Source organism: Pseudobutyrivibrio sp. ACV-2, assembly GCF_900107545.1.
GTDB lineage: Bacteria > Bacillota > Clostridia > Lachnospirales > Lachnospiraceae > Pseudobutyrivibrio.
In genome coordinates this window covers 90,991-113,353 of sequence record NZ_FNQZ01000005.1, presented here as the reverse complement: position 1 = coordinate 113,353, position 22,363 = coordinate 90,991, and the positions used below count along the sequence as shown (strand labels likewise).

Annotated in this window: 22 protein-coding genes; all 22 read left to right on the top strand. The window is 41.7% G+C overall.

Annotation, left to right across the window (positions count from 1 at the left end; genetic code table 11):
- Positions 1-52: 52 nt before the first annotated feature.
- Positions 53-724 carry an amino acid ABC transporter permease gene (locus tag BLV53_RS07205; protein ID WP_090299219.1) on the top strand — a complete coding sequence of 224 codons (672 nt, stop codon included), beginning with the start codon at positions 53-55 and terminating at the stop codon, positions 722-724.
- A complete protein-coding gene (locus BLV53_RS07200) occupies positions 714-1,457 on the top strand; it encodes an amino acid ABC transporter ATP-binding protein (protein WP_090299216.1) in 744 nt (247 codons plus the stop codon). Before BLV53_RS07205 ends, BLV53_RS07200 begins: the two co-directional genes overlap by 11 nt.
- A gap of 15 nt (positions 1,458-1,472) precedes the next feature.
- The gene (locus BLV53_RS07195; RefSeq protein WP_090299214.1) at positions 1,473-2,060 is read left to right on the top strand and encodes a cytidylate kinase-like family protein; all 588 of its coding nucleotides are present in this window, start codon (positions 1,473-1,475) and stop codon (positions 2,058-2,060) included.
- Positions 2,061-2,200: 140 nt separating this feature from the next.
- On the top strand, positions 2,201-3,568 hold the full coding sequence (locus BLV53_RS07190) for an MFS transporter (protein WP_090299211.1): 1,368 nt from the start codon (positions 2,201-2,203) through the stop codon (positions 3,566-3,568).
- Between the two features lie 106 nt (positions 3,569-3,674).
- Positions 3,675-4,370 (top strand): MgtC/SapB family protein, encoded by a 696-nt coding sequence (locus BLV53_RS07185; protein ID WP_090299209.1) that lies wholly within the window; start codon positions 3,675-3,677, stop codon positions 4,368-4,370.
- A gap of 168 nt (positions 4,371-4,538) precedes the next feature.
- A complete protein-coding gene (locus BLV53_RS07180) occupies positions 4,539-6,116 on the top strand; it encodes a helicase HerA-like domain-containing protein (protein ID WP_090299205.1) in 1,578 nt (525 codons plus the stop codon).
- Positions 6,117-6,299: 183 nt separating this feature from the next.
- Positions 6,300-7,544, top strand: a complete 1,245-nt coding sequence (locus BLV53_RS07175; RefSeq protein WP_090299202.1) for a transglutaminase domain-containing protein — start codon at positions 6,300-6,302, stop codon at positions 7,542-7,544.
- A 105-nt stretch (positions 7,545-7,649) separates the two neighbouring features.
- Positions 7,650-8,372, top strand: a complete 723-nt coding sequence (locus BLV53_RS07170; protein ID WP_278335380.1) for a cysteate racemase — start codon at positions 7,650-7,652, stop codon at positions 8,370-8,372.
- Between the two features lie 91 nt (positions 8,373-8,463).
- Positions 8,464-9,972, top strand: coding sequence for an amino acid adenylation domain-containing protein (locus tag BLV53_RS07165; RefSeq protein WP_090299199.1), 1,509 nt, complete (start codon positions 8,464-8,466; stop codon positions 9,970-9,972).
- Positions 9,973-10,144: 172 nt separating this feature from the next.
- Positions 10,145-10,378: an acyl carrier protein gene (locus BLV53_RS07160; RefSeq protein WP_090299194.1), complete on the top strand. Its 234-nt coding sequence runs from the start codon at positions 10,145-10,147 to the stop codon at positions 10,376-10,378.
- A gap of 4 nt (positions 10,379-10,382) precedes the next feature.
- The gene (locus BLV53_RS07155; RefSeq protein ID WP_090299191.1) at positions 10,383-11,975 is read left to right on the top strand and encodes an MBOAT family O-acyltransferase; all 1,593 of its coding nucleotides are present in this window, start codon (positions 10,383-10,385) and stop codon (positions 11,973-11,975) included.
- A 14-nt stretch (positions 11,976-11,989) separates the two neighbouring features.
- Positions 11,990-13,048 carry an SGNH/GDSL hydrolase family protein gene (locus tag BLV53_RS07150; RefSeq protein WP_242879043.1) on the top strand — a complete coding sequence of 353 codons (1,059 nt, stop codon included), beginning with the start codon at positions 11,990-11,992 and terminating at the stop codon, positions 13,046-13,048.
- A complete protein-coding gene (gene dtd, locus BLV53_RS07145) occupies positions 13,049-13,495 on the top strand; it encodes a D-aminoacyl-tRNA deacylase (protein WP_090299188.1) in 447 nt (148 codons plus the stop codon).
- Positions 13,496-13,565: 70 nt separating this feature from the next.
- Entirely contained in the window at positions 13,566-14,843 is a 1,278-nt protein-coding gene (locus tag BLV53_RS07140; RefSeq protein WP_090299185.1) for a dihydroorotase, read from the top strand.
- Between the two features lie 202 nt (positions 14,844-15,045).
- Entirely contained in the window at positions 15,046-15,963 is a 918-nt protein-coding gene (gene pyrF, locus BLV53_RS07135; RefSeq protein ID WP_090299182.1) for an orotidine-5'-phosphate decarboxylase, read from the top strand.
- A gap of 72 nt (positions 15,964-16,035) precedes the next feature.
- Complete coding sequence (locus tag BLV53_RS07130) at positions 16,036-16,800, top strand: dihydroorotate dehydrogenase electron transfer subunit (RefSeq protein ID WP_170830782.1); 765 nt, start codon at positions 16,036-16,038, stop codon at positions 16,798-16,800.
- Positions 16,800-17,708, top strand: coding sequence for a dihydroorotate dehydrogenase (locus BLV53_RS07125; protein WP_170830781.1), 909 nt, complete (start codon positions 16,800-16,802; stop codon positions 17,706-17,708). The genes BLV53_RS07130 and BLV53_RS07125 overlap by 1 nt, the downstream gene beginning before the upstream one ends.
- 221 nt (positions 17,709-17,929) lie before the next feature.
- Complete coding sequence (locus BLV53_RS07120) at positions 17,930-18,634, top strand: adaptor protein MecA (RefSeq protein WP_170830780.1); 705 nt, start codon at positions 17,930-17,932, stop codon at positions 18,632-18,634.
- A 98-nt stretch (positions 18,635-18,732) separates the two neighbouring features.
- Positions 18,733-19,629 (top strand): exonuclease domain-containing protein, encoded by an 897-nt coding sequence (locus tag BLV53_RS07115; RefSeq protein WP_090299169.1) that lies wholly within the window; start codon positions 18,733-18,735, stop codon positions 19,627-19,629.
- The gene (locus tag BLV53_RS07110) at positions 19,629-20,207 is read left to right on the top strand and encodes a flavin reductase family protein (RefSeq protein ID WP_090299166.1); all 579 of its coding nucleotides are present in this window, start codon (positions 19,629-19,631) and stop codon (positions 20,205-20,207) included. Before BLV53_RS07115 ends, BLV53_RS07110 begins: the two co-directional genes overlap by 1 nt.
- Entirely contained in the window at positions 20,204-21,511 is a 1,308-nt protein-coding gene (locus BLV53_RS07105; protein ID WP_090299163.1) for a M18 family aminopeptidase, read from the top strand. The genes BLV53_RS07110 and BLV53_RS07105 overlap by 4 nt, the downstream gene beginning before the upstream one ends.
- Before the next feature lie 62 nt (positions 21,512-21,573).
- Positions 21,574-22,362, top strand: coding sequence for a phosphoribosylformimino-5-aminoimidazole carboxamide ribotide isomerase (hisA, locus tag BLV53_RS07100; RefSeq protein ID WP_090299160.1), 789 nt, complete (start codon positions 21,574-21,576; stop codon positions 22,360-22,362).
- The last annotated feature ends 1 nt before the right edge of the window (position 22,363 follow it).

Sequence of the window (22,363 nt, the reverse complement as noted above, 5' to 3'; positions counted from 1 at the left end):
CAGGGGTTATAATATATCACTGCCCATATTTTTTTATAGAAAGGTAATTTTTATGATTAGGATTATTACAGTATACGGTCCTATGCTGCTTATTGCATTGGGACGCACACTGCTGCTGGCACTTTTAGGTTTATTCTTCGCCTGCATCATTGGCATGATTTTCGGAATAATGGGAGTGGTTAAAAATAGAGCATGTAATGTCATTTCACAGATTTTTGTTGATGTGATTCGAGGTGTGCCTTTGATTGTACTTGCATTTTTTATTTACTTTGGCATTCCATACCTGTTTAACACCATTATTGGTGGTTTTGCAATGAACCTTACAGCATTGCAGGCGGGTACAGCTTGTCTTGCTTTAAACTGCGGTGCCTACATGGCAGAAATCATCAGAGCTGGTATTCAGTCGGTTGACCCAGGACAGATGGAAGCAGCTCGTTCACTTGGTCTTACCTATGGACAGGCTATGAGAAGAGTAGTTCTTCCACAGGCTATCAGAACTATGATTCCTACATTTATCAATCAGTTTATTATTACGCTCAAGGACACTTCGATTCTTTCAGTTATCGGTTTCCCAGAGCTTGTAAACACAGCGAAAAATGTTCAGGCCAACACATTTATGTCCTTCCAAACATGGGCAATCGTTGGAATTATGTATTTGATTGTTATCACCATCCTTTCTCGTAGTGCAAAGGTGGTTGAGAGGAGGCTAAGCGTTGGTAGATAATAAAGAAGTTAAAATCAGTGTTAAAAATCTCAAAAAATCCTATGGTGATTTACAGGTTTTAAAGGACATCAGTACCGATGTTCATAAGGGAGAGGTGCTTTGCATCATCGGTCCTTCCGGTTCAGGAAAGTCCACCTTCCTCAGATGTCTCAACAAGCTTGAAAAAGCTTCAGCAGGCAGCATCATCATAAATGGGCAGGATATCTTAGAAAAGAAGACTAACATCAACAAGGTTAGAGAAGATATTGGAATGGTATTCCAGCATTTCAATCTATTCAACAACCTGAACATTTTAGACAATCTTACACTTGCTCCTATCCAGTTGAAAAAGTGTTCAAAGGAAGAGGCAGTTGCTCGTGCTAAAAAGATGCTTGATAGAGTTGGTCTTGGGGATAAAGCAGCAAGCTATCCAAGCCAGTTGTCTGGTGGACAAAAGCAGCGTGTGGCTATAGCCAGAGCTCTTTGTATGGAGCCAGATATCATGCTTTTTGATGAGCCTACATCTGCCCTTGATCCAGAAATGGTAGGAGAGGTTCTTCAGGTTATGAAGGATTTGGCAGCTGAAGGTATGACTATGGTGGTGGTTACTCACGAAATGGGCTTTGCCAGAGAGGTTTCTGATCGCATTATATTTATGGATGGCGGATACATCATTGAGGAAGGCACACCAGCCGAAGTTCTTGGCAATCCAAAGGAATCCAGAACCATCGACTTTTTAAATAAAGTTTTATAATAAGGGGTTTAGGGGATGAAAAATATTATTACAATTAGCCGCCAGTTTGGAGCTGGTGGAAGCACAATTGGCCAGAAGGTAGCAGACGAGCTTGGCTATTATTACTGTGATAAAGACATGATTTTGCGTGCTGCTATCGAAAGCGGCAATCTCACACCAAACGAGGTTCGCTACTACGACGAAAAGGTTCCAAAGGAATTTGGCTTTGGGCAGAGCCTTTTTGATTTCTATAACAAACCACTTGATGAACGACTTTTTAAGGCTCAGTCGGAAGCCATAAAAAAACTTGCTGAAAAAGGAAATTGTGTTATCGTAGGCAGAAATGCAAACATTATTTTAAAGGAGTACGATAGAACACTTCATGTATTTTTATCTGCTACTGAATATTTCAGAACAAAACGTATGATGGAAAAAATGCCAGATTTGTCAGAAGAAAAGGTGGTTGAGCGCATACATGCGGTAGACAAGATGCGTAAGAAATATTGCAAATACTATACAGATACAGAATTTGGAAATGCAGCCTATTATGATTTGGCATTAAAGACGTCTACTCTTGGTTATGATAAATGTGCAGAACTGATAATTGAAGCTGCTAAGTGTTAATTGTTTATATTGTAGAAAATAAATACTAAACATTGGTAGAAACTGAGCATTGAACTTTGAGTTTCTTATCATGTATAATTAAACTAGTTCTATTACGAGGGTAGTAGAGCTAGTTTTTTTAATTTAGGGGGAAATAATTAATGAAACAACTTAAACCAATTACTAATAAGCTTCTTTGGATATTCGCCTTGGGTCAGTTTGGCTGGAGCCTGCTTTCTGGTGTGGTTTCAAATTGGATGGTTTACTACTACACAGGCGCTCCATCAGAGCAAAATCCTAATACAGGTATTTTCGCATCAGGTATCACACAAAATCCTATCTTTTTCAAATTAACACTTTTTGGATTAGTCCTTGCTGTTGGACGTATATTTGATGCTATTACAGATCCACTTATCGCAGGCTGGTCAGACAGAAGCAGTTATAAGGGTGGTCGCCGAATCCCATTTATGAGAGTTATGGCTATTCCATTTGCCTTGGTTACAATCGGACTTTTCACAATTCCGCAGACATCCAGCATTTCGTTAAATGACACAACACTTTTTATTTTGCTGATGGTGTTCTACCTTTTCATGACAATGTTCTGCACACCTTACAATGCTCTTATCGCAGAGCTTGGTGATACACAACAGCATCGAATAAATGTATCTACCTACATTTCATTTACATTTATTGTAGGTCAGAGTATTTCATTTTTGCTTCCAAACCTTGCTGGAGCTCTTACAGGCTCTTTTGGTCAGATGGGCGGAATCAGAATGGCAGTTGCATTCATGGCTACAGTTGCCTGTCTTGCTATGCTGTTCCCAGCATTTTACATCAACGAGCGGGACTACATCGACAGCAAGCCAAGCGACACCAAGCCATTTTCATCATTGGTCAAGACATTCTCAAATGGTCAGTTTAGACGCTTCGTAGCCAGTGATGTTATTTATTTCTTTGCACTTACACTTTTCCAGACTGGACTTGCATTTTACGAGACACAGCTTATGGAAATCGAGGATACATACACATTCCTTCTTACAGCTACAATGACATTCATTAGTGTTTGCCTTTATCCAGCTGTAAATATTCTTGCAAAAAAGATAGGTAAGAAGCAGCTCATTATTATTGGCTTCTTTGGATATAGCTGTGTTTTCCTCATCACAACACTTTGCGGTGTAGGTCTTCACTGGGGATTTATAGTGGCTGTTACAGCTGCAATCCCTATGGCTATCCTGGGCATTCTTCCACAGGCCTGCGTTGCAGACGTTGCAGAGCTTACTCGCCTTCAGACAGGAGAGGATAGAAGTGGAATGTTTTTCGCAGCCAGAACTTTTGCATTTAAGATGGGTCAGGCCATTGCTCTTGTAGTATTTACTTCAGTTACAGTGGCAGGCACCAAGCAGAGCTACAGAACTACAGCTCTTATAGCATTTATCACATGCTTCATAGGCGCATGCATATTCTTTACATTTAATGAGAAAAAGATTTTAGGCCAGATAAAAGAACTTAAAGGCAGTGATGAAATTTAATAGCTAAGTAACAGGCGCTTCCGCAGACAGTGGGAGCGCCTATTTTATTTCATTCATATACACACTTGTGATAAAATGGTGTAAAAGAATAATAGGAGAAATGCTTATGGTTACAGGGGTTATTGATTATTTACAGGGCATGGACGATTTGGCAGTTGTGCTGCGTCTTGTGATTGCTACGATTTGTGGCAGTCTGATTGGATGGGAGCGAGTGGTTAGAAGGCATAGTGCCGGAATTAGAACCTTTTCACTTGTGAGTCTGGGGTCTGCAGTGGCTACAGTATTGAATCTGTATCTGGCAAATTTGGATGGGTTGTCTGCAGACGTGAGCCGAATCCCGGCAGGAGTTGTTAGTGGTATAGGCTTCCTTGGAGCTGGAACCATTATCGTAACTGGACGAAATCAGATTAAAGGACTTACCACAGCGGCCTCACTATGGGTAGCATCATGTATGGGCATGGCCTTTGGAGCAGGCTATCTGGCTGTTGGTCTATCCTGCTTTGTACTTGTAATGGTGGCAAACCTCATACTCATGCGCCTGACTGTCAAAATTGAGGAATACAGTCGTTATGTCAGCATATATATTGAGGTGGAAGAAACCAACGGAATTAAAAAGCTTAGAAAAAGATTTTCTGAAATGGGATACAGTATCGTCAGCATGAACAAGACGAAGGATAAAACTCTTTCCGGAACAGACTCAGCGCTGATGGTGGAACTGGATTACGGCAAAAGCCACCCACATCAAAAACTCATGGAAGAGCTGAATAATTTAGAATTTGTTAGCTATGTGGAAGAAGTATAGTGCCTTCCCCTTGAGGGATGAGATAATGCTTTAGCTTTATCTGCCACCCCGGCGAGGGGGAAGGTGGCCGAAGGCCGGATGAGGTGTGTACCTAGAGGAATTATATAACCTTAAGTATTTATTTTTAAGTATAAAAAATATGTAGTCAGTATTCACAGGGAGGTAATCATGCTAAGAGAAGGAAAAATTTGGATTGCAAACACAGAAGGTGGCACACCAGTCTATATGCTGCCTAAAATGTCAAATCGTCACGGTCTTATAGCTGGTGCCACAGGTACTGGAAAAACAGTAACTCTCAAAGTACTTGCAGAGTCATTTTCTGACATGGGAGTGCCTGTGTTTTTGGCAGATGTAAAGGGCGATATTGCTGGAATGCTTGAAGCTGGCGTAGATAGCGAAAACATGCAGGAGAGAATCAAACGTTTTGGCCTTTCAGAGCATGGCTTTGAATATCGCAATTATCCTACAACTCTCTGGGATTTGTATGGTAAAAATGGCATCCAGGTTCGCACCTCTATTTCTGATATGGGGCCACTTCTTTTAAGCAGAATCCTTGGACTTAATGACACTCAAAGCTCAATCCTTACAATCGCTTTTAAGATAGCCGATGAAAATGGCTGGTTTCTGTATGACACCAAGGATTTAAAAGCTCTATTAAATGAGATATCTGAGAATAACAAGGATTATGCAGCAGAATATGGAAATATTGCAAAGCAAAGTGTCGGAGCAATTCTTCGTGCAGTAGTTGCTTTGGAATTAGAGGGTGGTGAACAGTTCTTTGGAATGCCGGAACTTGATATAAGGGATTGGCTCACTACCGATACCGATGGAAGAGGAATGATTCACATTCTTGATAGCCAAAGCCTGATTAATAATGGAACACTTTATTCTACCTTCTTGCTTTGGTTACTTTCAGAATTGTTTGAGACTATGCCAGAAGTAGGTGATTTGGAAAAGCCAAAGATGGTGTTCTTCTTTGATGAGGCACATCTCCTTTTCAAGGACACGCCTAAGGCTTTGCTGGATAAAATCGAACAGGTTGTAAAGCTTATCCGTTCAAAGGGAATTGGAATCTATTTCATCACTCAAAATCCTAGAGACATCCCAGATGGAGTGCTGGCACAGCTTGGCAATAAAATTCAGCATGCACTTCATGCCTACACACCATCTGATCAAAAGGCTGTAAAGGCTGCAGCAGATTCCTTCCGTGAAAATCCTGCCTTTAAGACAGCAGATGTGATTGAGGCACTGGGTACAGGCGAAGCAGTGGCATCCTTCCTACAGGAGGATGGAACACCAAGCATTGTTGAAAAGGTATTTATCCTTCCACCGCAGTCAAAGATGGGCGGCATTGATGATGCTGTAAGACAAAATGCCATTAAATCAAGCAACCTTTATAGCAAATATGCTGTGGCAGTGGACCCTGATTCAGCCTACGAGATGCTTGATAGGAAAAATCAGGAGGAAGAGGCTGCAGAGGAAAGGGCAAAAGCCGATGAGGCAGCAGCAAAACAGCAGGCCAAGGATGAAGCGGCAGCTAAAAAAGCTGCGCAAAAAGAGGCAGAAAAGGAATTTAACAGGAGAAAACGTGCTGCCAAATCAGTAGGCACCACAGTAGCTGGAACAGTAGGACGAGAAGTAGGCAAAAAAGTTGGAAAGCAGCTAGGTGGAAAATTCGGACAAACCTTAGGTGGCAACACAGGTGCTCAGTTGTTTAGAGGATTGTTGAATACTCTACTTAAATAGCCTTCCCCTTGAGGGATGAGATAATGCTTTAGCGTTATCTGCCACCCCGGCGAGGGGGAAGGTGGCCGAAGGCCGGATGAGGTGTTGTATCTAAAAAACTTATTTAGAATTAAATTTGACTCTAATTCCCATGATTGCTACAATTATCCTTGAGTGTATCCATACACTCGGGAGAGAATAATAATGGGAAACAAACATAGCAGAAAACATCATAAAAGACGACGTAACAATAGGCCTTTACTCCTGGGTGCAGTGGCTGTTTTTTTAGCCAGCGCAGGGGTTGGGGCCTATTTTTATCATGATTACACAAGCCGCGTATACGACAAATGTGTAGTGGAGCTTGGAGGTCAGGTCAGTGCTGAGGATTTCTTGAAAAACACAGCAAAGCAGGCGGCCTTTACAGATGATACTGTTATTACAACTGAACATGCAGGTGTTTATAGAGTGGGTGTTCAATCTGACCCTTACACCTATGAATGTACACTTGAGGTGGAGGATACTACTCCACCGGAGCTTACAGTAAAAAGTCTTACCCGCACCAAAAATGAAATCCCTACTCCTAAGGATTTTGTGGAGTCGGCCAGTGATGCATCAGGTGAAGTGAGGGTGTATTTTGGCGAGGGTATCAGCTTTGATAATTACGGCAAAATACCTGTCACTATAGTCGCAGAGGATTCATCAGGAAACCGGACTGAGGCTGGTACTATTCTTAATCTGGTAGAGGAATATGATATTGAGCCTCCTGTAATAGAAGGCCAGTTAGATAAAACTGTCTATGTAGGTCAGAGTGCAAGCTTCAAAACCGGAATTACGGTAAAGGATAATGTTGATACTGATATCCAGCTTCAGGTGGACAGCAGCAATGTGGATTTGGACACCCCAGGGGAGTATACCGTTATCTACACTGCCGAAGATTCAATGGGTAACAAGGATTTGGCTGAGGGAACTATCACTGTCATTGAGCAGCTTTACAGCGAGGATGAGGTATTTGCTCTTTGCGATGAAATTTTATCGCAGATTATAAAGCCTGACATGTCAGATTATGATAAGGCTCATGCCATCTACGTATGGATTCAGGGCAACATAGGCTATTCAGAAAGCACAGACAGAGATGACTGGCTTAAGGGCGCTTACGATGGTCTCACCAAACGCCACGGTGATTGCTACAACTATTTTTCAGTGGGCAAAGCTCTCCTCACCAGAGCAGGCATTAAAAACGATGATATAGAAATCATCCCTACAGCCACACGTCACCACTATTGGAGCGTCATTGACTGTGGAGAAGGCTGGCGTCACTTCGACAGTACCCCACGCCACGACAAAACGTTCAAGGGCTTCTACATCACCGATGAAGACCTTATGGCGTATTCTTCCGCGCATTATCGTTCACATAACTACGATAGGGAAAAGTATACGTATTTTAATTAGCCAATGAGCTGGGTGCTACTGCATACATGCTATTTCAATGAATATAGTGACAACGATATTGAAATAGTATGTATGCAGTAGTGCCCAGCGGATTAGGATTATGAGATGATTATGAAAAAATTGGGTATAATCGGGGGCTTAGGCCCTATGGCAACTACATATTTTATGCGCCGCATCATCGAACTTACGGACGCCAGCTGTGACCAGGAAAACATCGAAATGGTTGTATATAATTGCCCATCTATTCCTGATAGAACAGGCTTTATCCTGGGACACACCACCGAGAGTCCTCTTCCTAAAATAGAAGAGATAGCCCATGAGCTGGAGCGTCAAAATGTGGACTACATAGCCATGCCTTGCATCACGGCTCATTATTTCCACGACCAACTGGCGGATAGCATCATGATTCCCGTAAGTAACGGTATCAAAGAGACAGCGGAATATTTGAAAGCTCGTAGTATCAAAAAGGTAGGCATCATGGCCACAGATGGTACTGCCCAGATGCATCTGTTTGATTCAGTGTTTAAGGATTACGACATAGAGTGTGTCTACCCTGAGCCTGAGGCTCAAAAGCTTGTGATGAGCATCATATATGATGATGTAAAGGCAGGCCGCAAGGTCAACATGGATGAGTTTGAGCTGATAAAAGTTGAACTGTTAGGTGAAGGCTGTGAGGTCATAATATTGGGCTGTACTGAGCTTTCCATTTTAAAAAGAGACAACAATGTGGGACCAAAGGTCCTTGATATAGTTGATGTTCTGGCGGCAGACTGCGTGCGAAAATGCGCCAATCCAAGGCCTGAATGCGATAATTTAATAACTAATTAGGCTTCCCCTTGAGGGATGAGATAATGCTTTAGCATTATCTGCCACCCTGGCGAAGGGGAAGCTGTCAGCTTGCTGACTGATGAGGTGTTTTATGCAAAATAACGTACTAGATTATATAAACGAAAGTCTGGTTCGAGTACCAGATAAAATAGCCTACGCTGATGATGAGGTTCAGCTTTCGTTTTCAGATGTAAAAAGAATAATGGACAGCGTAGGTACAGGACTTTTAAACAGAGGCTGCAAGAAAGAGCCAGTCATAGTATTTATGAAAAAGAGTCCAAATACCATTGCTACATTTTTTGGAGTAATAAATGCAGGCTGCTATTATGTGCCAATCGATAGCGAAATGCCTGCAACCCGTATCAATTTAATATTAGATAACTGTAAGCCAAGGGTTATTATCTGCGATGATACAACTGCAAAGATAGCGGAAGGCTTCGATTATAAGGCAGATATCGTGCTATTCTCAGATATCGTAAATACGAATCCTGATAAGGACGCCCTTGCTCTCGTAAGGAAAAAAGCAATCGATACAGATCCTATTTACATCGTATTCACATCAGGCTCCACAGGAGTGCCAAAGGGAGTGTGTGCATGCCATCGTTCTGTAATTGATTATATCGAGCAGCTTTCAGAAACACTTGGTTTCAACGAGGATACAATCTTTGGTAATCAGACACCACTGTATTTTGATGCCTGCCTCAAGGAGCTTTATCCTACGTTAAAATTTGGTGCCACCACATATTTGATTCCACATTCATATTTCATGTTCCCAATCAAGCTTGTGGAATACATAAACGAGCACAACATCAACACAGTATGCTGGGTTGTTTCAGCCCTTACCATGATTAGTGCCTTTGCCACCTTCGATACCGTGGTACCACACACTTTAAGGACTATCGCATTCGGTAGTGAGGTATTTCCTATTAAACAGTTTAGACTCTGGAGAGCGGCAGTTCCTGAAGCAAAATTCTTTAATCTTTACGGCCCTACAGAGGGTACAGGCATGTGTTGCTATTATCCTGTAGAGCGTGAGTTTAAGGACGATGAGGTTATCCCGGTAGGTTTTCCATTTAAAAATACAGAAATCCTATTATTAAAGGAAGATAACACCTTGGCTGCAGATGGAGAGCAGGGTGAAATCTGCATCCGTGGTACCTCAGTTACACTTGGCTACTATAATAATCCTGAAAAGACAAATGAGGCATACGTTCAAAATCCTCTAAACACCGCTTATCCAGAGATTATTTATCGCACAGGTGACATAGGACATATTAACGAATATGGAGAGTTGATATTCCATTCCCGCAAAGATTTTCAGATTAAACACATGGGACATCGTATCGAGCTTGGAGAAATCGAAGCCAATGTAAACCTTGTACCTGAAATAAAATTAAGCGGCTGTATCTACGCTAAAGAGCAAAGCAAAATCGTTTTATACTACGTAGGAGACATCACAGAAGGCGACCTTATCAAGGCATTAAAGTCAAAGCTTCCACGCTACATGCTTCCAAACAAAGTCATCCGCCTGGAAGAAATGCCTTTCACCGCCAATGGCAAAATCGACCGCGTAACGTTAAATAAGATGTACACCAAATAACGTGTAAACGAATTTATAAATTTAACAGTAAATTATTAAAGAAAATAAAAACTTTAGATGAGGTGGTAGTCTGCAAACTATAGGTCTCTTAAGGGAGACATTCCTAGTCGACCGTAGAGACCTATAGTTTGTAGGCGTAACCACCGGACTTGATTTTTAGGAGGAAAACAAAATGAATGAACTTATTGAAATTTTAAATGACTTACATCCTGAGGTGGACTTTACCACAGCCAAAGATTTGGTAACCGGGGGAATTTTAGATTCCTTCGACATCGTTTCGCTGATTTCAGAAATCAACGAGGAATTTGACGTAACCATCGGAGCTGCAGAGCTCACACCAGAGAATTTTGCTTCAGCCGAAACAATCTACGCACTTATTCAGTCAAAGCTTGACGACGAGGACTAATTAAATGTTATTTACCAGTTATGAATTTCTAGGATTTCTGCTAGTAGTATTCATTGTTTATTACCTATTACCAGGAAGGGCTCAGTGGCCCTTCCTGCTTCTTGCCAGCTATGCATTCTATTTTATAGCAGACCCAAGATATCTTATCTTTATAGCCATTACCACTGCATCCACTTATTATGCCGCAAAGCAGATATCTGATAAAAAGCTATCCTTTGAGGCATGGTTTAAAGAGCATAAAAAAGAATATGAAAAGGAAGAACGCAAGGCTCTAAAAGCCAAGGAGCATGCAACAGAAAAAAGGATTTTTCTAGTATGCCTGCTGTTCAACCTGGGCATTCTTGCAGTTACAAAATACACAAACTTCACTATCGCAAATATCAATAACATCATTGGCACCTTTGGAAACAAAGGCCAGATATCATTTGTTGATTTGATTATTCCAATGGGTATTTCATTTTATACCTTCCAGTCAATGGGGTATCTCATTGATGTGTACAATGGTAAATTTGAAGCCCAAAAGAATCTATTCAAGTTTGCACTTTTTGTTTCATTTTTCCCTCAGCTGGTGCAGGGACCTATCAGCCGCTACGGGGATTTGAGTCAGACACTTTATGAGGAACACAGATTTAACTGGAAGACAGTATCTTTCGGATTAGAGCGTATCCTTTGGGGTTTCTTCAAAAAGCTTGTTATAGCAGACAGAATCCTAGTACCTGTAAAGGCAATTATCGCAGACACTGACACTTACACAGGGTTGTACGCATTTGCCGGTGCAATGTTTTATGCCTTAGAGCTTTATGCAGATTTCACAGGTGGAATTGATATTACCATCGGTGTAGCCGAGACCATGGGCATCAAGGTAACCGAAAACTTTATGCGCCCATATTTTTCTAAGAACATTAAGGAATACTGGAACAGATGGCATATCACTATGGGAACATGGTTCACAGACTATATTTTTTATCCTATCAGTGCCAGCCAGTTTATGATGAAGCTCTCTAAAAAATCAAGAGCTCGTCTGGGCAATAACCTTGGAAAGAGAGTTCCAGTATATTTATCCAGCTTTATCGTATGGTTTACCACAGGTATCTGGCATGGGGCCAGCTGGAACTTTATCGTATGGGGACTTGGCAACTTTGTAGTCATCATGATTTCACAGGAGCTTGAGCCATTTTACAGATGGTTCCATAGCAAGGTAAAGGTGGAGGGCACCTTTGGCTGGAAGCTGTTTAGAGTTATCCGTACTGTGCTTATTATGTCAAGCCTTCGTATGTTTGACTGTTATAGAGATGTGCCACTTACCTTTAAAATGTTTGGTAGCATATTTACACAGTCGCATCTTTCCCAGCTCAATGCTGATGCATTCATAGGAATGGGAATCACAGCAAGTGATTATTTAGTAGTATTTATCGGAATGTTGATTCTTATAGCAGTCAGCTTGTCAGGACGCTCAGGCTCAGTCAGAGAGAAAATCGCATGTAAGCCTGCAGCTGTTCGTTTCCTGTGCTGGTACGGACTTCTTATGGCCACCATCATTTTTGGAGCCTACGGAATCGGATATTCAGCCAGCCAGTTTATATATAATCAATTTTGATTACGGAGCATCAAATGAGAAAAATATTATCCATAGTCCTGATTTTAGCATTATCCATTTCAGGCCTATACTTAGCCACAAAACTATTAGAACCCAAATACATGTCAGGCATCCTGGAGGGTGCCATGATAGAAGAATACTATGATGATCCTACAGACCACAACGTGGTGTTCATAGGAGACTGCGAGCTCTACGAAAATATCTCGCCGGTTTATCTTTGGGAAAATTTTGGTATCAATTCATACATCCGAGGAAGCGCACAACAGCTTATCTGGCAGTCCTACTATCTGGCAGAGGAGACTATAAAACTAGAGCATCCTGATGTCATTGTTTTCAATGTACTTTCCATGAAATATAATGAGCCACAAAACGAGGCCTACAACAGAATGTCCATCGATGGAATGCGTTGGTCAAAAAGCAAGATAGACAATATCAATGCTTCCATGACAGAGGATGAAAATTTCATCGAATACGTATTTCCGTTACTCAGATATCACAGCCGCTGGAGTGATTTAAACTCTGACGATGTAGAGTATCTTTTCCACAGAGACAAGGTAGCCTTCAATGGCTATTACATGAGAGTGGATGTAAAGGAAGCCGCAGATGTTCCTGAGGGCAGACCGCTTTCAGATTACACATTTGGCGATAACGCATATGATTATTTAAACAGGCTTACAAAGCTTTGCAAGGATAATGATGTGGAGCTTATTTTGGTAAAGGCACCAACACTTTATCCATATTGGTACGATGAGTGGGACAAACAGATTACAGATTTTGCCGCAGAAAACAATCTCACCTACATAAATTTCCTGAACTATCAGGATGAGATTGGACTTGACTGGACAAAGGATACCTACGACGGAGGACTTCATTTAAATCTTGCAGGAGCTGAAAAGCTGTCCCAGTATTTTGGCAAAATTCTTTCAGAGGATTTCAAGGTACCTGATAGACGAGGTGAAGCAGGACTTGAAGCCTACTGGTCAGATGTTACCGAAAGATATAATGCAGAAATCAAGCGTCAAACTGACAACCTGGAAAAATATGGCAGTGTACATGAGCCAGAGGAGGAATAAATGAGATTTGTTATTCAACGAGTAAACGAAGCTTCTGTTGCAGTAGAAGGTCAGGTCATTGGCCAGATAAAAAAGGGCTTTCTTGTACTTATAGGTGTGTCAGGCGATGACACCAAAGAAATTGCAGATAAGATGGTGAAAAAACTTTTAGGTCTAAGAATTTTTGATGATGAAAATGACAAGATAAATCTTTCTCTCACAGATGTGGGAGGAGAGCTTCTTCTCATTTCCCAGTTTACACTTTATGCCAACTGTAAAAAGGGATATCGCCCATCCTTTATTGAAGCTGGTGCCCCAGACATGGCAAACGAAATGTATGAATACATCATTGAAAAATGTAAGTCAGAGGGTTATCACGTAGAGACAGGTTCCTTCGGTGCCGACATGAAGGTTTCACTTTTAAACGATGGACCATTTACTATTGTGTTAGATTCTGATAATATTTGATAGATATTAAATTTGCCCTCCCCAAAAAGTGGGGAGGGGTGACCGTGTAAGCGGTAGATGAGGGAAAATTATGAGTCTTATAATCAAAAACGGCAGGGTCCTAAACCCACCTACAAACACAGACGAAATATTGGATATTAAAATTGACGGGAACATTATCTCAGCTGTAGAGGCTGGTATTGTTCCCGTTTCTTTTGATACGGTAATCGATGCGGCAGGCTGTTATGTAATGCCTGGCCTTATCGATATGCACGTACATTTCAGAGATCCTGGACAAACAGCAAAAGAAGACATTGAGACTGGTTCAAAGGCAGCAGCCAGAGGCGGTTTTACCACAGTGCTTGCCATGCCAAACACAAAGCCAGTAGTAGATAATCCTGAGCTTGTAAACTATGTTCATGACAAGGCAAAGAGCGTTGGCCTCACCAGAGTTCTTCAGGTAGGCTCTGTCACAAAGGGCATGGAGGGCAAGGAGCTTTCTGATCTACAGGGAATGATTGAAGCCGGTATTCCAGCTATTTCCGAGGATGGCAAATCAGTAATGGATTCAGGCCTTTATAGAGAAGCTATGAAAATAGTAGCAAAGGAAAATATTCCAGTGCTGGCTCACTGTGAGGACATCAATCTGGTGCAGGGCGGTGTAATGAACATGGGCTCAAAGTCAGATGCTATGGGCGAAAAAGGAATCAGCAATGCCGTGGAAAATATCATCGAAGCCAGAGACATAATGCTTGCTGAAGAAACAGGTGCCACACTTCATCTTTGTCATTGCTCTACAAAGGAAAGTTACGATATTATTAAAGAAGCGAAGGCTGCAGGTGTAAAAGTATCTGGAGAGGTTTGCCCACATCACTTTACACTTACAGAAGACGATATAGTGCCAGGAGATGGTAATTATAAAATGAACCCACCAGTGCGCACAAAGGCTGACAGAGATAAGCTGCGCCAGGGTTTGGCAGAGGGCATTTTTGAAGTAATCTCCACCGACCACGCACCTCACACAGCAGAAGAAAAATCAAAGGGCTTTGCATCACCATTTGGCATTGTAGGTCTTGAAACCAGTGCAAGTCTTACATACAGCGAGCTTGTTCTAACAGGTCTTATCACACCTCTTACAATGGCTGCATACATGAGTAGTAATCCAGCCAGAATACTTGGTCGTAAGGACTTAGGTGATTTGTCAGTAGGCAAAGCCGCAGACATCACAATATTTGATCCAAAAGCAGAATACGAAATCCACGCTGCCGACTTCGTAGGCAAATCCAAAAACATGCCATACGAAAACCGCCACGTAACCGGCCGCGTCGTAAAGACCATTTTCGGTGGCAACGTCGTATATGAAGCGTAAAAGACAATGATTTAATCTAAAATTCATAGATGAGCTTGTTTTGGGAACAAATAATTAAGCCTTGTAGCTCTCAAATTTGGTATTGCTAAAGCGAAACATTTCTAGTTGAGTGTAGCAATACCAAGTTTGTGAGCGTAACAAGAAATTAACTATTTGTTACCAAAACAAGCGGACTACATGTTTTTATAGAAAGGAAAATGTCATGATTCAAAAACTCATTACCCAGATTAAAGAGAAAGATGCCCCTATAGTAGTAGGCTTAGACCCAACCTTAAAGCTTATGCCCAAGTCACTTGTAGATAAGTGGACAGCGGAATGCGGCCAGACTTTAGAGGCTGTAGGAGAGGCAATGTTTGACTACAACCGCCAGATTATGGATGCCTGCGCAGATTTAATCCCTGCAGTAAAGCCACAGATTGCTATGTATGAAAGCTTCGGTATCCCTGGTATGATTGCATACAAGAAAACAGTAGATTACGCAAAGGAGCTTGGCCTTATCGTAATAGCTGATATCAAAAGAGGCGACATCGGTTCTACATCAACAGCTTATGCTTTAGGACATCTTGGTAGCGTTCAGGTAGGGGATTACAAATATCAGGGCTTCGATGCAGATATGGCTACAGTAAATCCTTATCTTGGTACAGATGGTGTTAAGCCTTTCGTAGATGTTTGTAACGAGGAAGACAAGGGTATTTTCGTACTTTGCAAGACCTCTAACCCATCCTCTGGTGAGTTCCAGGACAGACTTATCGATGGCCGTCCACTTTATGAGCATATGGCTGAAAAGATTGAGGAGTGGGGCTCAGAGTCAATGGATGGTGACTATTCAAATGTAGGTGCTGTTGTAGGCGCTACATATCCTGAGATGGGTGCAAAGCTTAGAAAGCTTATGCCACACACCTATATCCTTGTGCCAGGCTATGGTGCTCAGGGCGGTAAGGGTGCTGATCTTGTAAACTTCTTCAACGAGGATGGGCTTGGAGCAATCGTAAACTCAAGCCGTGGAATCATTGCAGCATATCAGCAGGAAAAATATGCTAAGTTTGGCGAAGAGAATTTTGCAGGTGCCAGCCGTGCAGCAGTAGAGGATATGCTTGAAGATATCAGAAGCGCTTTCTAATTTATTATCCCCTTAAGGGGAGCGGACAAAAGTCCACTGATAGTTTTTACAACTTAAGGAGATATAGTAATAATGAAAATAAAAGAAACAGCCACTGTCATACATCAGGAGGAGTTAGCCTCAGGTATTTTCAGATTGGTCTTAGAAACAAAAATATGTGATTATGCTGTTCCAGGTCAGTTTATAAATATCTTTCCAAACGATGGCAGCAAGCTTTTACCTCGTCCAATCAGTATATGCGAAATCAATAAAGAATATGGTTTGATGGTGGTAGTGTACAGAGTAGCAGGTGCAGGAACCAAAGAGTTTTCAGAGCTTAAGCTTGGTGACCGTGTAGAGGTTATGGGACCACTTGGCAATGGATTTCCACTTGAAGGACAAAAAGCCATCGTAGTAGGTGGTGGAATTGGTGTGCCACCAATGTACGAGCTTGCAAGACAGCTTCCTGGCGATGTTATAGCTGTAATGGGTTATCGTAACGACGATTTATTCCTTGTTGAGGAATTTACAGATGTTGCCTCAGATTTAATTATTGCCACAGATGACGGCTCTGTAGGAACTCATGGCACAGTTGTGGATGCAATGAGAGAAAACCACCTCACAGCAGATGTGATTTACGCTTGCGGCCCTAAGCCAATGCTTAAGGCAGTTGCTGAATACGCTAAAGAAAAGGACATCAAATGCTATGTTTCAATGGAGGAGCGCATGGCATGTGGTGTTGGAGCATGCTTAGGCTGTGTATGCCAGTCTACAGAAAAGGATGATCACAGCCACGTAAATAACAAGCGTGTCTGCAAGGATGGCCCAGTATTTTTATCTACGGAGGTGGTTCTATAATGAATACAAAAGTTACTATTGCTGGAGTGGAGTTTCAAAATCCAATCATGGAGGCTTCAGGAACCTTTGGTTCAGGAATGGAATACTCTGAATTCGTAGATTTAAATAGCCTTGGAGCTGTTGTCACAAAGGGTGTGGCAAATGTGCCATGGCCTGGAAATCCTACACCAAGAATCGCAGAAGTTCGCTCAGGAATGCTCAATGCCATCGGGTTGCAGAACCCTGGAGTAGAGGTATTTTGTGAACGAGATTTGAAATTTTTGGAACAGTTTGAAAATACTAAAGTTTTGGTTAATGTTTGCGGTCATTCAGCCGAAGAATATATTGAAGTGGTTGAGAGATTGGCAAACGAGCCAAGAGTGGATATGCTTGAAATCAACATCTCCTGTCCAAATGTTAAGGAAGGCGGTATTGCCTTTGGTCAGGATCCTAAAGCAGTAGAGGAAATAACTCGTCTTGTTAAATCTCACGCCAAGCAGCCTATTGTAATGAAGCTTTCGCCTAACGTCACGGATATAAAGGTTATGGCCAAGGCCGCAGAGGCTGGGGGTGCTGATGCTATTTCATTAATCAATACTCTCACAGGAATGAAAATCGATGTAGAACGTCAGAGTTTTGTTCTAGCAAACAAGACCGGAGGTATGTCAGGTCCTGCTGTTCATCCTATCGCAGTTAGAATGGTATACGAGTGTGCTAACTCAGTGAAAATCCCTATAATCGGAATGGGGGGAATTTCTACCTGGGAGGATGCCATTGAAATGATGCTGGCAGGGGCAACTGCTGTATCAGTTGGAACAGCAAATTTCTATAATCCAACAGCTACTACCGACATTCTTGCAGGCATGATTGACTATCTAGAGCGCAAGAAAATAAATGACATTAATTCAATAGTGGGTATTGTAAAGTAAAGGGTTTTGTGAAAAAAATCGGGTATTAGACAGTATATGGGGATTTGTGTCTCAGTTCACTAATTATTCAGAGAAAGAACTCAGAAATATGCGTGACACATATAAAATCATTTGCTACACTTTAGATACAATCTACGAAAATAATTCCCATATATAACGATTTATATGACTACATGTGGGTTACTAGAAAAGCCTATAATTTTTTTGAAAGGAGGGAACTGATGAAGTTCAAGAAGATAGGTGAGGACAAAATCAGATGCGTAATCACCAAAGAAGAAATGGAACAGAACGGCATGGAGCTTGGAGATTTCGTCAGTGACCAGGAAAAAACCCAAAGCTTTATCAGGGATATACTAGCTGAGGCGTGTGAGACTTTAGGAATACAGACTCATGCAAAAGCCTACAGCGTACAGATGACAGTTATGCCGCAGGGTGATGTAGCTCTACTTATATCCCCAGATTCAAGTTCAGGTCTGGCTACAGCTATCGAGGAATTAAAAAAGCATTTAACAGGTTTACAGGAAACACTTTCTACCACCAAAAAAGATCCAGTTACAGCGATTAAAGGCAGCACAGCAGATGTGCCTGTTCAGTCAGCAGAAGTCATTGCTGACAACAAGGATGAGGTAACAAGTCAGTACCTTAACACTCCTCTGTGGGCCATCTTGCAGGATTTGGATTCAGCTATTGAATTGTGCAAGCACATTCCAAAATTTGAAGGTATTCAAAGTGTGCTTTACCGTTATGGTGATGATTACTATGTAAAGCTTAATTTCGAGCTTACACGTCGTCAGATTTCAGCAGTTATTCTTGTGATTGCTGAGTATGCTTCTCAGATGTTCACGGAAAGCTTCGACGGAGCATTTTTGTTAGAGCACGGAGATGTCATTTGTGAGGACTGTATAAACGTTCTATCACAGATTTAATTAAATAGATTTATCACGGGCAGCGAGAGTGCTGCCCGTTTTTTTCATCACAATTATGTGATACAATGACTAGAGATTTTTAAATGGAGAAAAACTAATTGGCAACATCAAATTCATCTAAAACAACTAAAAAAGTTAAGGGACCAAGTCAGACTGCACCCCTTGGATATAAAGGCAAGAATCAGGCTTTTTTGGACGCTGAATATTTGAGCGCCCGCTTCAAGAAAAGCTCCATTGAGGACGTTATTTCTGTAGGTATTGTTATCACAAATCCAGCCCATGAGGAGCTGGACAGATTCTATTCCACAGTTCAGCTCACCAGGGGACACAAGCTGCCGCCACTCATCACAGAGCTCACAGGCCTCACAAATGAGGAGCTTGAAAACGCACCGGCCTACGAGGATGTTATGACAGAGCTCATCACTCTCATCAAAAAATGGCAGGTTGGCAAGATTTGCGTTTGGGGCGGAGATAAAAACAATTTCCAAAGAGATTTCGAATCCCGCAATTTAGACAAGCCTCTCAAGAGAAGCGTTGCTAAATTTATCAGCACCTTTGAGAACATCCAAAAGGAAGTAAGCTTGGACATTACAGGTGGCCTTGATGCCAATCTTTCTCTTGCAGATATGAAGACCATATGCGGTCTTGGTGGCTATGTAGCTCACAACGCTTTAAACGACGCTGAGGATATGCTTCAGTGCATTCGCATTATCGAAACAGACGGAATGAAGTTTGACGGCGTAAAGGCTGCCGAATACAAAAAATTCCGTGGCGAATACGTTAAAAACCGCAGCTTTGATGACCCGGAGTCAGATGAGAACTATATCATCGATTCGAAGTTAGGAGAGCAGTTCCTTGAAGAGCTTAAAGAAAAGGGATTTGCTGATGATCCTAAAACCAAAGCCTTTATGGACGATTTAGAATTTTTACTTGGAAAGGGCAACGCCTATATGGGCACCTTCTCCGAGATGATGCTAGGAAAGGAAGAAAGCTAATGGCAAAGCAAAAATGGAAGCCAGGGAATATGGTATATCCACTGCCGGCAGTTATGGTTACCTGCAGAGGAAAGGATGGCAAGGATAATATCCTGACTGTTGCATGGACAGGAACAGTCTGCACTAATCCGCCTATGGCCTATATTTCAGTAAGGCCTAGCAGATATTCCTATTCTATGATTATGGAAACCGGGGAATTCGCTATCAACCTAACCACAGAAGAACTAGCCTTTGCCACAGATTATTGTGGTGTTACATCAGGCAGAGACGTAGACAAATTTCAGCGCTGCAACCTTCACAAGGTTCAGGCAGATGAGGTAGATGTACCACTCATTGAGGAATCTCCTGTAAACATTGAATGCAGAGTTCGCGAGGTTCATGAATATGGCAGCCACACTATGTTTGTGGCAGATGTATTATGCGTCCACGCAGACGAAAAATACATGAATGAAACAGGGCGCTTTGAGCTTGAAAAATCAAAGCCTTTGGCATATAGCCATGGCACTTATTTTGGACTTACCAGCCCACAGGGGACTTTTGGATATTCAGTAAAAAAGAAAGGCAAGAAAAAGAAATGAATAAGACAGTAAGAGGATTATTTGATTTTATAGAAAGCAGTCCATCACAGTTTCATGTGGTGGCTAATCAAAGAAAAGAATTTTTAGCCGCAGGTTTTGAGGAGCTATCAGAAGCAACTGAATGGAATCTCAAGCTTGGCGGCAATTATTTTGTCACCAGAAATGGTTCTTCTATTTTGGCCTTTAGAATGCCTAAAAAGGAATACAAGAGCTTCATGATTATGGCATCCCACACAGATTCACCAACCTTTAGAATTAAGGAAATGCCAGAGATGAAGGAAGGTCACTATGTAAAGCTAAATACAGAGCGATACGGCGGTATGCTTATGGCACCTTGGTTTGACAGACCTTTATCTATAGCAGGTCGCGCCATCGTAAGAGCTGGAGAGGGCACCATCGAAACTAGACTTGTGAATTTAGACCGTGACCTATGCATGCTTCCATCCCTTGCGATTCACATGAACCGTGAGGCCAATGATGGATATAAATACAATGCTCAAAAGGATTTGCTTCCACTTATTTCAATGGATGAAAACTTTAATCTAAAGGAGCTTGTAGCTGAATCTCTGCAGGTTAAGGCTGATGATATAATCGGTTCAGACCTATTCTTATACAACAGAGATGCAGGCCGTGTATGGGGCGCCAAGGACGAATTTATATCCATCGGAAGACTGGATGATTTGCAGTGCTCCTACAGTTCAATGAGAGGATTACTTGAAGCCAACAATACTGATTCATCAGTTTCCATACATGTAACCTTTGACAACGAAGAGGTGGGTAGCGGAACAAAGCAGGGAGCTGATTCAACATTTTTATATGACGCAATGGTGCGTATAAATGAGGCTATGAATAAGAGCCAATCGAAGCTTCTAGAAGCTATTGCCAATTCATTTATGGTATCTGCGGACAATGCCCATGCACTTCATCCAAACTATTCTGAAAAGAGTGACCCAACAAACAAGGTCTACATGAACGAGGGTGTAGTCGTAAAATTCAACGCCAATCAAAAGTACATGACAGATGGACTGGCATATGGCATTTTCACAGAGCTTTGTAAAATGTCAGACGTGCCTTATCAGACCTTTGTAAACCGCTCTGATGTGGCAGGTGGTTCCACTCTTGGAAACATCTCAAATGCTCATGTTTCCATCAACGGAGTGGACATTGGATTACCTCAGCTTGCCATGCATTCTCCTTTCGAGACAGCAGGTGTGAAAGATACCGAATATTTACTTAAAATCGCAACTAAATTTTACGAAACTGTTATTGAAAGTAACGGTCTTAGCAGTTATACTTTGTTGTAAGTCACACTTTAGCGTGATAAAGAAATAAACGAAAAGTATAACGGCCGGGAGGATTATGAATTATGCAGTTTAGGCCATGTATTGACATTCACAATGGCAAGGTGAAGCAGATTGTCGGATCTACACTTTCAGATTTAGGAAAGGAAAATGGTCAACCAAAAGAGAATTTTGTTGCAGATAAGGATGCGACATATTTTGCTAATCTTTACAAAAGGGATGGTCTCAAGGGAGGCCATATTATCAATCTCAACATGAAGGGCACCAAAGAGTACGAGGCATCAAAAGAGATGGCCCTGGAGGCACTTAGGGCATATCCTGGTGGATTACAATATGGTGGCGGTGTTGATGACAAGACAGCCCAGGAATATATAGATGCTGGTGCGAGTCATGTTATTGTTACATCCTACGTGTTTAACGATGGAAGAGTTGATTATGATGCTTTGGCACATTTATCAAAGTTGATTGGCCGAGAGCACCTGGTACTTGATTTATCCTGCACCAGAGTGGATGACAGATTTGTTATTGTTACAGACAGATGGCAGAAGATTTCTAAAGAGGTAATTACATATAATTTCCTGGATAGATTGGCTTATTTCTGTGATGAGTTCTTGATTCATGCAGCAGATGTTGAAGGCAGACAGGGGGGAATCGACAGAGATTTGGTTGGTTTACTTGCCCCTTATAAGAGAGTCCCTATTACCTATGCAGGTGGTGTTCACGATTATAGCGACATCGAGCTTATCAGTTATCTTTCGGATAATGTTATGGACTTTACAGTAGGCTCTTGCCTTGATTTGTTTGGTGGTGACTTGTCCTATGACAGGATAGTAAAGAGAATCGTACACAGGTAAT